Consider the following 12,317-nt stretch of genomic DNA (forward strand, 5'->3'; position numbering starts at 1 on the left):
CGGCGGGCCCTTCCGCGCATGTCCGCACGCCTGGCGTCGCCGAGGGGTCAGGCGTTGTCGTGCGCGTTCTTGACGTCCTTGCCGGCCTCAACCCCGGACTGTTTGACGTCCTGGGCCGCGGAGCGGCTCTCCTCGCGGACCTCGGCGGCGGCCTGCTGTCCCTGGTCCTTGACGTCGGCCGCCACGTCGGCGCCCTCGCTCTTCACGCGGTCGAGGGACTCGGTCGCGCTCTCCTTGACGTCCGCGAAGGCGGCCTGTGCCGGTTCGCGCAACTGCTCGCCGGTCTCCTTCGCCCACTGCTGAGCGTTCTCGACGAGCGGACGCGCCTGTTCCTTGAGGGCGGCGGCGGCCTCCTGCTCCTTACGGGACGCGGGGATGAGCGAGCCGATCAGCCAACCCGCACCGAGGGCGACGAGACCCGCGGCCAAGGGGTTGCCCTGCGCCTTGCGACGGGTGCCACGGCGGACGTCGACCATCTGCTGACGGGCACCGTCACGGAGGTCGTCCGCCTGGTCGCGCATGCGGTCGCCCACGGAGGGACCGTCGCCGCCGCGGTCGGACACGTCGTCCGCCGCGCCCATGACGGCCTCCTTGACGGAGGTGAACCGGTCGGAGACGGCCTCCCCGATCTTCTCGGTCTGGCGGCGGGCCACGTTGCCGGGCTTCACCTGCTCACCCAGCGCGTCGACGTTGCGGGAGAGGTCTTTTCGGGTGCGGTCGATCTCGGCGCGGATCTGGTCCGGGTCGTTGCTCATCGGGTCTCGTTTCCCTTCATGGCGTCGGGAATGCGCTTGGCCGTGTCGACCGTCTGGGGCATCCCGAGGTTCTGGACGTTCTTCTTGCCCATCTGGGCGAGGACAGCGGCGACGACGGCCCAGACGAGGCCGACGATGAGGGCACCCCAGCCCAGGCCGATGTCGAAGAGCTCACCGAGGCCCCAGGCGAGGGCGAGGGAGACGAAGATCAGCGCGAGATGCCCGGCCACGCCGGCGCCGCCGAACATCCCGACGCCCTTGCCGGCCTGCTTGCCGGACTGCATCGCCTCGGCCTTCGCGAGGGCGATCTCCTGACGCATGAGCGTGGAGATGTCCTCGGTGATGGCCGAGAGCCGATCGCCCAGGCTGAGGTCGTCCGCGGGCGTCGTGGCGGAAGTCGCGTGGTACGTGGAGGCCCTGGCGGCGCCGGCCGGGGTGGATCCGCCGGTCGAGGCGCGGTTCTCGGCGAAGCCGTCGGAGGGATCCGAAGCGGACGTGCTCATCGGCGCGGACCCTCGGTGTCGGTGACCGGCGGCTGGATCGAGGTCGTGGCGTCGTCGCCGATGTAGGCGGGCTGGGCCTGGGTGGTCTGGCCGTAGGCGGGCTGCGAGGCGTCGTAGCCGGACTCGTGCGGGGAGCCGTAGGCCGGGACGACGGGGGACGCCGGTGCGCGTGTGCCCTGGACGTGGCGATCGTCGGCGACGCGACGGTCGGGGGTGTCGTCGCGGGCGTCGTCGGCGATGCCCCGCGTGAGACGGCCGGCCACGAGCCCGGTGAGGGCCGCGGCGGCGAGGAACGTCCCGGGACGACGGCGGGCGAACCGCTTGACCTCGTCGAGCACCTCGTTCGGGCCGCGGTTCTCGAGCCAGCTGCCGACACCCTGCAGCCGGGTCGCCGCCTGCTGGGCGAGGTCGGCGGCGAGACCGTCGGCGGGCTCGTCGCCGAAGCGGGCGCGACCGAGGCCGGAACCGAGCGAACCCAGGACCGCGGCGAGTTCCTGCTGGCGACCGCCGACCTGAGTGGTGACGTCGTCGCGCACCTGCGCGACCAACGACTGGACGTGCCGGCCCGCCTCGCCGGCGACCGCGCGGGCCTCGTCCTTGGCGGTCTCCGCCACCTGGGCGGCGCCCTCCTTGGCGTTGTCGGCGACCTCCCCGGCGTTCGCCTTGGCCGTGGCGGTCACGTCACCGGCGCGCTGCCTGGCCTCGTCGGCGACCTGGGAGGCGTTCTCCTTGGCGGCCTCTCCGCTGCCGCGGCTCTCCTCGGCGGACGGCGTGCCCGCCGCTCTCTGGATCGGTTCATGGGGTGAAGACATCTCGTGGCCCTCTCGTCGGGATTCGACCCCTCGGGTCGAAGCGTTGCTCTCCAGTACCCCCGGGGGCACGGCCGAAACACCCGGGACGAGATGAGCGTCACGGCGTGAGCGGGGTGCCCCGCGTCGAGATCCCGGCGACCGGAGGCCGGACGGCGGTTCGGCCCGGGGGCAGGTGATGACGGCGCTGGTGAGGCGACCACCCGTGCGACCGGGCGCGCCGAGGTGGCTCAGTCGGCCCAGAGGACGACGACGCTGCGGTCGTCGGCATTGCCCGAGGTGGCCTGGGCACACAGCCGCTCGGCGCCACCGGAGAAGCCGGCCGTGACGAGGAACTCCGCCTTCCCGAGCAGACGGTCGATGCCCTCGTCGAGCACTCGGTCGTGCTGTTCGACGAGCCCGTCGGAGTAGAGGATGACCGCGTCCCGATGGCCGATCACGGCCTCGTCGCACCGGTACACGGGCGCGGGGACGAGCCCGAGGGCCGGGCCGATGCTCTTCTCCAGGACGCTCCAGCTGCCGCTGCCCCCGTGGAAGACGGCGGCAGGGGGGTGACCGGCGCGCCACACGCGCAACTCCCCCGTGTCGAGGTCGACGGCGAGGTGGATCGCCGTCGCGAACCCCTCGTCCCAGTTCTGCCGGACGACGAAGTCGTTGGCCACCGAGAGCAGCTCCTCGGGCGGCACCGCGCCGATGAGCGCATCGAGGGCCCCGGAGAGCTGTACCGCCCGGGAGGCCGCCCGGACCCCACGCCCCGAGACGTCGACGAGGACGGTCTCGAAGCGGGCGGCGTCGTCGTCGAGGTGCGAGACGATGAAGTCGCCGGAGAAGGGGTGGTCGAACGCCGAGCTGATGCACCCCTCGACCGACCAACCCGGACGCAGCTCCGGCAGTTCGGCGCGGCGTTCGAGGCCGACGCGGAGCTGGTCGAGCACGTGTTCTCCGGCCCGGCCCTGGACGCCGACCCGGGCACGGGCCAGCGACCGCCACATCGTCACGGTCGCGATGAGCACCCCGGCCACGACCGTGCTCACGGCGTGGGAGAGGTCCTGGCCGACGAGCAGGGACGAGGCCACGAGGCACCCGAGGCTGACGAGGACGACGAGGGCATGGTCCCCGGGTCGATGCGCGACCCCACTGATGGCGATGAGAGGCAGGAACACCGCACCGGAGAGCGCGTCGGCGGTGGCGACGAGGGTGTAGAGGAGGAGGAAGGCGATGAGGACCAGCAGCACGGCCGTGCCGTGGCCAGTGGGCGTGAGCGAACTGCGCGGCATCGTCGCCCGCCACGCCCGACCGGCCGCCAGATCGGGGCGGCGGCGCAGTGCGCGTGCGGACAGGCTCGGCATTTTCGAGACATTAGTCTTCGGCCGATCCCGAGACAACCGTCCGAAAGTCCCGCCCCGACCCGCCGAATGAGACGCAGATCACTCCCCTCGGCGAGGGTCGTTCGAGTGGGGTCAGTCGAAGACGGGACCGGTGTCCCTGGACCTCTTGAGCTCGAAGAACCCGGGCGTGCCCGCGACGAGGACGCATCCGTCGAACAGTCGTCCGGCGTCCTCGCCCTTGGGCGCCGGAGAGACGACCGGACCGAAGAACGCGACCTCCCCGACCTGGACCACGGGAGTGCCCACGTCGTCCCCCACGCGATCCAGCGCCTCGGCGGTCGAGGACCGGATGAGGTCGTCGAGCTCGTCGCTCTCGGCGTACCTGGCGAGCCCGGCCGGGAGGTCGAGGGCGGCGAGGGACTCGGCGATCACACCGGGCAGGTCGTCCTTGCGCCCTCCGGGGTGGATCCGCGTCCCCATCTCGGTGTAGAGCGCGGGGACGATCTGCTCGCCGTGGTCGCGGGCCGCGGCGGTGACGACCCGCACCGGCGCCCATGCGCGGTCCATCATCGCCCGGTAGTCCTCGGGCAGCTCCCGCCCCTCGTTGAGCACCGCGAGGCTCATGACGGAGAACCGCAGGGTCACGTCGCGGACCTTCTCGACCTCGAGGAGCCAGCGAGAGGTCATCCACGCCCAGGGGCAGGTCGGGTCGAACCACATGCGCACATCGGTCATGCCCCCATGGTGCCCACACCCGTGGTGTCGTGCATCGGCGGGGTTGTCGCTGCACGTCACGCGGCTGTCGGCGGTGCGTGCAAGGATGCCCAGCGAGTCGGAGCACCACCGCTCGTCCCGCACCCGTGCGCGGGTGGCGCGCGAGAGTGAGGACGTCGGGGCGTCGGATGACGTCGGGTGCACAGTCGCAGCAGACACGGAGGACGAGATGCCAGGTCAGAACCTCACCCGGGACGAGGCGCGCACCCGCGCCGAACTCCTCGTGGTGGACGCCCACCGGGTGGACCTCGACGTGAGTGGCGCGGCCGACCGGCCGACGTTCCCGGTCACCTCGACGATCACCTTCACGTGCCGGCAGCCGGGCGCCTCCACCTTCCTCGACTTCATCGGTCCCTCGGTCGAGGAGATCGTGCTCAACGGCCGCACCCTCGACCCCGCGACGCACGTCGCCGACAGCCGCATCGCGCTGCCCGATCTCGCCGCGCACAACGAGCTCGTCGTGCGCGCCACCGGGCGGTACATGAACACCGGTGAGGGCCTGCACCGGTTCACCGACCCCGTCGACGGTGAGACGTACCTGTACACCCAGTTCGAGGTCCCCGACTCCCGCCGGGCGTTCCCGGTGTTCGAGCAGCCCGACCTCAAGACGCGGTTCACGTTCGTCGTCACGGCCCCCGCCACCTGGTCGGTCGTCTCCTGCCAGCCGACCCCGGAGCCCGCGTCCGCGGGCAAGGGCGCCGCCACGTGGACGTTCGCCCCCACCCCACCGCTGTCGAGCTACGTCACGGCGGTCGTCGCCGGGCCGTACGAGCGCGTCGACGATGCGACGACCACCGGCGACGGCCGCGCCGTGCCGCTGTCGGTGTACTGCCGCCGCTCGATGCGCGAACACCTCGACGCCGAGGAGATCTTCGCGATCACCAAGGCCGGGTTCGACTTCTACGAGGAGGAGTTCGGGCTCGCCTATCCGTTCGAGAAGTACGACCAGATCTTCACCCCCGAGTTCAACGCGGGGGCCATGGAGAACGTCGGCTGCGTGACGTTCACCGAGTCCTACCTGTTCCGCTCCAAGGTCACCGAGGCCGTCGTGGAGCGTCGCGCGGGCACGATCCTCCATGAACTCGCCCACATGTGGTTCGGCAACCTCGTCACGATGCGGTGGTGGGACGACCTGTGGCTCAACGAATCGTTCGCCGACTGGGCCGCCACGACGTCCACGGCCGAGGCCACCCGCTGGGTCGACGCCTGGACCACCTTCGCCACCAGCGACAAGAGCTGGGCCTACCAGCAGGACCAGCTCTCCTCCACCCACCCCATCGCCGCCGACATGCGTGATCTCGACGACGTCGCGGTCAACTTCGACGGCATCACCTACGCCAAGGGCGCCTCCGTGCTCAAGCAGCTCGTCGCCTACGTCGGCCGCAAGCCGTTCCGCGACGGGCTGCGGGCCTACTTCGCCAAGCACGCCTACGGCAACACGAGCCTGCCCGACCTCCTCGTCGAGCTGGAGGCGACCTCCGGGCGCGACCTCACCGAGTGGACGCGGGCCTGGCTGCAGACCGCCGGTGTCGGCACCGCCAGTCTCGTGCTCGACACCGACGACGAGGGCAGGATCACCGCCGCCCACGTCGAGCAGAGCGCCACACCGGAGTGCCCCGACCTGCGCCCGCACCGCATGGCGATCGGCGTCTACGACGTCGCCGCCGACGGGGCGAGCCTGGAACGCCGCGACCGACTCGAGATCGACGTCGACGGAGCCCGCACCGAGGTCCCCGAGCTCGTCGGCCTGCGGCGCGGCACCCTCATGCTCCTCAACGACGACGACCTCGCCTACGTCAAGGTCCGGCTCGACGACGTCTCCCTGCGCACCGTCCTCGACCACGCCGCCGGGCTCCCCGGCCTGCCGCGGGCCATCGTGCAGACGGCGCTGTGGGACATGACCCGCGACGCGGAGATCAGCGCTCACGACTTCGTGCGGTTCACCCTCGACGTCCTCGGCGCCGACCTCGACTCGACGGCGTTGCGTTTCTCCCTCGCGCGTCTCGGCACGGCCGTCCACCTCTACAGCGACCCCGCGCGCCGGGAGGAGCTGCACGGCGAGGTCGCGCAGCGGCTCCGCCGACTCGCGCTCGAGGCGGCCCCCGAGAGCGACGCGCAGCTCCAGCTCGTCACCGCGTACGCCGCGTTCGCCACCACCGACGCCCACCTGGAGGAGATCCAGGGCTGGCTCGACGGCAGGGACCTGCCCGAGGGCCTCGCCGTCGACACCGAGATGCGGTGGACCCTGCTCGCGGCCCTTGCCGCGGGCGGTCGGGTCGACGAGGCCGGCATCGAGGCCGAACGGCAGCGCGATGCCACGGCCACCGGGCGCGAACGGGCGGCACTCGCTCGGGCCGCCCTCCCCACACCCGAGGCCAAGGCCGCGGCGTGGGCCGCCGCCGTCGAGGACGATTCCCTGCCCAACGCGATGATCGATGCGACCGCCGGCGGATTCCTGCGGTGTGCGGGTCGCACGCAGCTCCTCCGCCCGTACGTCGAGCGTTACCACGCGTCCCTGCGCCCGATGTGGGAGAACCGCACCCAGGCCATCGGGGAGTCGATCGTCGAGGGGTTCTACCCGATCCTCCTCGCCGACGACGACCTGCTCGCGGCCACCCAGGCCTGGCTGGACGCCAACGAGGACGCCCCCCAGGGCCTCGTCCGGCTCGTCGGAGAACGCCGCGACGCCGTCGCCCGCGCCCTGGCGGCACAGGCCGAAGACGCGCGGGGCTGAGCAGCGTGAACGCAGGCGAGGTCCCGGTCGGCCGAGGACCGAAGGAGGACGACGGGCTCCGAGCGGCGCCGCACGTCCTCGACGACCGGGGCCCCGACGGCGGGGTGCCACGCAGACGGGTCGTGGCCTGGGCCGCCTGGGACTGGGGGTCCGCGGCGTTCAACGCCGTCATCACGACGTTCGTGTTCACCGTGTACCTCACGAGTTCCGGCTTCGGAGACGCGGCGGAGACGTCGTCCAAGCTCGGGATCGGCACCGCCCTGGCCGGGGTGGCCATCGCCCTGCTCGCCCCGGTCATCGGTCAACGGGCCGACCGGGCCGGCCGACCCGCCCTCTGGCTCGGGGTCAACACCGCGGTCGTCGTCACCCTGTCGGCGCTCATGTTCACCGTAAGGCCCGATCCCGCCTTCCTCTGGTGGGGCATCACCCTCGTGGCTGTCGGCAACGTGTTCTTCGAGTTCGCGAGTGTCAACTACAACGCGATGCTGTCGCGGGTCTCGACCCCGGCCACCGTGGGACGCGTCTCCGGCTTCGGTTGGGGCGCCGGCTACCTCGGGGGCATCGTGCTGCTGCTCATCCTCTTCGTCGGCTTCATCTCCCCCGAGGTGGGCTGGTTCGGGGTCACCCACGACGACGGGCTCAACATCCGGGTGGCGATCCTCATCGCCGCCCTGTGGTTCGGCGTCTTCGCCGTGCCGGTGCTCATCGCCCTGCCCGACCGGCGCGACGGGAACCACCCCCGGGCGCGACCGCTCGGCGTCGTCGCCTCCTACCGGGCCCTGTTCGGCACGATCAAGGGGCTGGCTCGGGAGCACCCTCACACGCTGTTCTTCCTCGTCGCCTCCGCGGTGTTCCGCGACGGACTCGCCGGGGTGTTCACCTTCGGCGGCGTCATCGCCCAGGGCACGTTCGGGTTCACCCCGGGCCAGGTCATCGTCTTCGGCATCGCGGCGAACGTCGTCGCCGGGCTCGCGACGATCGCGTTCGGGATCCTCGACGACCGGCTCGGACCCAAGACCCTCATCCTCGGCTCACTGCTCGCCATGGTCCTCGCGGGCCTCGGCATCTTCGTGTTCCACGACCAGGGGACGCGGATGTTCTGGATCCTCGGTCTGCTCCTGTGCGTCTTCGTCGGCCCCGCCCAGTCGGCGTCCCGGTCCTTCCTCGCCCGCATGATCCCCCCGGGGCGCGAGGGCGAGATCTTCGGCCTCTACGCCACCACCGGCCGCGCCGTCAGCTTCCTCGCCCCCCTGATGTTCACCGCCGCGATCGCCGTCGGCACCCGGGTGACCGGCGGCCCGGCGCAGTACTGGGGAATCCTCGGCATCGTCCTCGTGCTGCTCGCCGGCCTTCTCCTGCTCCTGCCGGTGCGCCCCGAGGAGCGACGCAGTGAGGCCGTCGGCATGCCGTGAGCCGCCGGGGGCGACGCCCCTCGTGAGGAGCCGTCGAGCATCACCCGTGGGCGGGGGGGAATCAGGAGCGGTCGAGCACCTCGTCGAGGGTGTCGGGCGTGCCGTGGTGGTCGCCCCGGTCGACGCTCGCGGCGAGCCGCCGGGCGAGACCGGAGGAGACGAGGTCCTCGAACATCACGGGGCGCCGGTCCGGACCCGCCAGGGAGAGCCGCCAGTTGGGGTACTCGAGGTGGGTGCCGGGCTGGTTCATCGCGCGGCGGTCGCCGACGAGGTCGGGGACGGCGATGCCGACGAGCGCGGCGGGTGAGGCGCCGACATACCGGTGCAGTGCCTCGACGAGGTCCTCGAGCTCGACCTCCTCGCCACCGAGGTCGCTGACGAGCCCGCGCATCCGCAGGGCCCGCAGCATGCGCTCTCGCGCGGCCTCGTCCTCGGCGCGTTCCACCTCCACCGGGCGGGTGAAGAGGTCGAGGTCCTCACGGATCCGCATGTGTTCACCGGTGAGGTACCCGGCCGTCGGCGGAAGGTCGTGGGTCGTCACCGACGCCAGGCACAGGCGGCGATACGCCTCGGGCGCGCGGGGCGTGCCGTCGTCGGTGTTCTCGAACCACAGGATCGACGTGCCGAGGATGCCCCGCTCGGCGAGGTGGTCCCGCACCCACGGTTCGACGGTGCCGAGGTCCTCGCCCACGATGATCGCGCCCGCCCGCTGCGCCTCGAGCATGAGGATCCCGATGAGTGCGTCGTGGTCGTAGCGCACGTACGTGCCGTCGAGGGGGAGACCGCCGGCAGGCACCCACCACAGCCGGAAGAGGCCGATGACGTGGTCGATGCGCAGGCCCCCGGAGTGCCGCAGGGCCGCCCGCACCATGTCGCGGAAGGGTGCGTAGGCGAGGGCCTCGAGGCGGTCGGGGCGCCACGGCGGCTGGCTCCAGTCCTGGCCGCGCTGGTTGTACGGGTCCGGGGGTGCACCCACGGTGATGCCGCTCGCGAACACGTCGCCGAGAGCCCACCGGTCCGCGCCCCTGGGGTGCACGCCCACCGCGAGGTCCTGCACGACCCCGATCGACATCCCCGCGTCGGTGAGTTCGCGTTGGGCCGTGGCGAGCTGGGTGTCGAGCACCCACTGCAGCCACATCGCGAACGACACCTCCTCGCCGAGCTCCTCGCGCACGCGGACCGTCCCTGGGGCGCCGGGGGTGCTCACGTCGCTCGGCCAGTCGCCCTCGTCGGCGCCGTACGTGCGCACGAGTGCCCACCACGTCGCGAAGTCGACGAGTCCCCGACCCTCGCGCTCGCAGTAGGCCTCGAACAGGGCGGCGCGGCGGATGCTCATGGGGCGGCCGAAGAGGATCCGCAGGGCCTGCTCCTTGAGCGTCCAGGCGGTGTCGCGGTCGATCTCGTCGGAGACGTTGAGCGCGCGGGCCCGGTCGGCCAGCGCGACGACGCGGGCGCGGTCCGCCGCGGGGAGCTCGGCGTACTCGGGGACGTCCTCGACGCGGACGTACACGGGGTTGACGAACCGGCGCGAGGTCGGCAGGTACGGCGACGCCTCCAGCGGCGCCATCGGCTCGGCCGCGTGGACGGGGTTGATGAGCATGAAATCGGTGTCGAGGGTGCGGGCGGCCCAGGCGCCCAGCTCGGCGACGTCGCCGAGGTCACCGACGCCCCAGGAGCGTCGCGACCGCACCGAGTACAGCTGGTTCATGAGCCCGGCGGCCCCGTGAGCGGCCACGCGGGTGGGCAGCTGCAGGCGGGCGGGGGTGACGACGAGCCGCCCCGAGGCGACCTCGCCGTCGTGCTCGGCCGAGAGCGTGTGCCATCCGGTCGGCAGGTCCTGGGGCAGGGCGAACGTGGCCTCGCCGACGAGCGCACCGTCGACCTGTCGGGGATCCACCCACCGGTCGACCTGCGCGAGATCGCGGTGCTCACCGGTCTCCTCGAGCTCGACCCAGACGCGCACGGCGTCCCCGTGCGGGACGTGGACGGCGACCGTCGCGCTCTCCCCCACCGTGACCACCCGCACCGGAGGCACGCGGCGACGCCACGGCGCCACCTCGGTCTCCGCGATGGCCGCGGACACCGCCTCCGGGGTGCTCGTGTCGACCTCGAGGGCGGCGAGGACGGAGTGGATGGCGTCGGCCGAGACGGTGACATGCTCCCCCTGCCAGTCCCAATACTCGGTGGCGACACCGTGCCGACGGGCGAGCTCGGCGAGGTCTGGCGAAAGGACGGAGTCGTTCACGAGGAGCGCTTTCGTTGTGGGGGGCGAGCCACGGTCGATCCTAAGGTCTCGCAGGGGCGGTCGGCGCCGGGCCTCGCCCCCTCTCACCGGCCGTTTCCCGGACCGCCGTCGCCCCCGGGCCGACCGCGTGTCGGCGCCGGTGCCGACCCCGGTGGGAGCCTGCCCTTCGGCCTCCGTCGACGCGTTGTCCCGAAGCCGACCAGACAATGTCCAGGGCCGGCGGGGATCATGGAGGACATGCTCGGCTCGTTCCTCTCTGCTCCATCTGCGCCGCCCTCGCTCACGTGGGCCTCGGCCATCGAATGGTTCCTCGGCATCCCCTTGCAGATCCTCGTGATCCTGTTGGGTGCCTGGCTCATCCGGTGGCTCATCCACCGGGCGATCGACCGCCTCGTCGCCTCCCTCGTCGAGCGGCACGCCGGCGGCGACACGACGACGATGGGCGCGGTCGACCCGACGCCCACGGCGCAACTGCCCGTCCTCCGCCGATACGGGCGCAAGGCGGGGCGTGTCATCTCACGGTCCGGACTCGTCGCGACCGAACGACAGCGGGCGCGCGTCGAGACCCTCGGGTCGGTCCTGCGCAGCATCGCCTCGATCCTCGTGTGGGGTACCGCGGTGCTCATGATCGGCGACGCGCTCAACATCAACATGGGCCCGGTGCTCGCCTCCGCCGGCGTCGGCGGCGTGGCCCTCGGTTTCGGCGCCCAGAGCCTGGTCAAGGACTTCCTCTCGGGGACGTTCATGATCCTCGAGGACCAGTACGGCGTCGGGGACTTCATCGACACCGGTGACGTCCAGGGCACCGTCGAGGAGGTGACGCTCCGGGTGACGCGTCTGCGCGACCTCGAAGGCGTTATCTGGTACGTCCGCAACGGCGAGATCGTGCGCATCGCCAACCGCTCGCAGGGATGGAACACGGCGACGATCGACATCCCCGTCTCCCCCCGGGAGTCCTCGGAGAAGGTCATCGAGGTGCTCCGCGAGGTCGCCTCGAACATGTACGACGACCCGGTGTGGCGGCGCAAACTCCTCTCACCGCCGAGCGTCGCCGGCGTCGAATCGGTGACGGGCACCGCCCTCACGATCCGCACCTTCGCCAAGTGCCAGACGAATACCCACTGGGCCGTGCAGCGGGAGTTCCGCGAGCGCGGGGTCACCGCTCTCGACGCGGCCGGGGTGCGGGGCCCGATCGTGCCCGTGGTGCCGCCGACCCCGGCGGGCGGGATGTCCGCCGTCGACCCCCGGCCGTGAGCCGGGGCCGCACGGGTACGCTCCGCGCGAGCGAGCCCGCCCTGCCCGACCCCCGCCCCTGGAGGATCCCGTGAGCACCCCCGACGCCCCGCAGCCCACCCCGTACGAGCGGATGGGCGGCCACGAGACGTTCTCGCAGATCGTGCGCGAGTTCTACCGTGGGGTCGCGGGCGACCCCGACCTGCGCGCGCTCTACCCCGAGGAGGACCTCGGACCGGCCGAGGACCGCCTGCGCATGTTCCTCGAGCAGTACTGGGGCGGCCCGACCACCTACGGGGAGCAGCGTGGCCACCCCCGGCTCCGGATGCGGCACGTGCCGTTCGCCGTCACCCCGACCCAACGCGATCGGTGGCTACGGCACATGCTCGCGGCCGTCGACACCGTCGAGCTGGCGCCGCCGGAGGACGCCGCGCTCCGCGATTACCTCGTGCGGGCCGCGGACATGCTCGTCAACAGCCCCGAACCAGGGTGATCTAGCCCCCAATCTTTTCCTGACCACACCG

Annotated in this window: 10 protein-coding genes; 4 read left to right on the top strand and 6 right to left on the bottom strand. The window is 72.1% G+C overall.

Going from position 1 to position 12,317, the window contains the following annotated elements:
• Positions 1–47 precede the first annotated feature (47 nt).
• From RT054_RS13020 to RT054_RS13040, 5 genes are all read right to left on the bottom strand, one after another.
• Positions 48–755, bottom strand: coding sequence for a DUF3618 domain-containing protein (locus RT054_RS13020; protein ID WP_312719041.1), 708 nt, complete (start codon positions 753–755; stop codon positions 48–50).
• Entirely contained in the window at positions 752–1,258 is a 507-nt protein-coding gene (locus tag RT054_RS13025; protein WP_313024261.1) for a phage holin family protein, read from the bottom strand. The genes RT054_RS13020 and RT054_RS13025 overlap by 4 nt, the downstream gene beginning before the upstream one ends.
• Positions 1,255–2,070: a hypothetical protein gene (locus tag RT054_RS13030; protein WP_312719043.1), complete on the bottom strand. Its 816-nt coding sequence runs from the start codon at positions 2,068–2,070 to the stop codon at positions 1,255–1,257. Before RT054_RS13030 ends, RT054_RS13025 begins: the two co-directional genes overlap by 4 nt.
• A gap of 227 nt (positions 2,071–2,297) precedes the next feature.
• The gene (locus RT054_RS13035) at positions 2,298–3,416 is read right to left on the bottom strand and encodes a PP2C family protein-serine/threonine phosphatase (protein WP_313024264.1); all 1,119 of its coding nucleotides are present in this window, start codon (positions 3,414–3,416) and stop codon (positions 2,298–2,300) included.
• A gap of 111 nt (positions 3,417–3,527) precedes the next feature.
• Positions 3,528–4,130 (bottom strand): disulfide bond formation protein DsbA, encoded by a 603-nt coding sequence (locus tag RT054_RS13040; protein ID WP_313024267.1) that lies wholly within the window; start codon positions 4,128–4,130, stop codon positions 3,528–3,530.
• A gap of 208 nt (positions 4,131–4,338) precedes the next feature.
• Here RT054_RS13040 and pepN point away from each other — a divergent pair, with 208 nt between their 5' ends.
• Positions 4,339–6,903: an aminopeptidase N gene (pepN, locus tag RT054_RS13045; protein WP_313024268.1), complete on the top strand. Its 2,565-nt coding sequence runs from the start codon at positions 4,339–4,341 to the stop codon at positions 6,901–6,903.
• A gap of 5 nt (positions 6,904–6,908) precedes the next feature.
• On the top strand, positions 6,909–8,315 hold the full coding sequence (locus tag RT054_RS13050) for an MFS transporter (RefSeq protein WP_396837299.1): 1,407 nt from the start codon (positions 6,909–6,911) through the stop codon (positions 8,313–8,315).
• A gap of 61 nt (positions 8,316–8,376) precedes the next feature.
• Here the strand turns inward: RT054_RS13050 and malQ are convergent, their stop codons facing one another.
• Positions 8,377–10,560: a 4-alpha-glucanotransferase gene (malQ, locus tag RT054_RS13055; protein ID WP_313024269.1), complete on the bottom strand. Its 2,184-nt coding sequence runs from the start codon at positions 10,558–10,560 to the stop codon at positions 8,377–8,379.
• Between the two features lie 237 nt (positions 10,561–10,797).
• On the opposite strand from malQ, the gene RT054_RS13060 reads away from it, so the two are divergent.
• The gene (locus RT054_RS13060; RefSeq protein WP_313024270.1) at positions 10,798–11,814 is read left to right on the top strand and encodes a mechanosensitive ion channel family protein; all 1,017 of its coding nucleotides are present in this window, start codon (positions 10,798–10,800) and stop codon (positions 11,812–11,814) included.
• Between the two features lie 70 nt (positions 11,815–11,884).
• Positions 11,885–12,286, top strand: coding sequence for a globin (locus RT054_RS13065; RefSeq protein WP_396837300.1), 402 nt, complete (start codon positions 11,885–11,887; stop codon positions 12,284–12,286).
• Positions 12,287–12,317: the final 31 nt, after the last annotated feature.

The sequence above is a fragment of the Mobilicoccus sp. genome, from assembly GCF_032060985.1.
GTDB lineage: Bacteria > Actinomycetota > Actinomycetes > Actinomycetales > Dermatophilaceae > Mobilicoccus.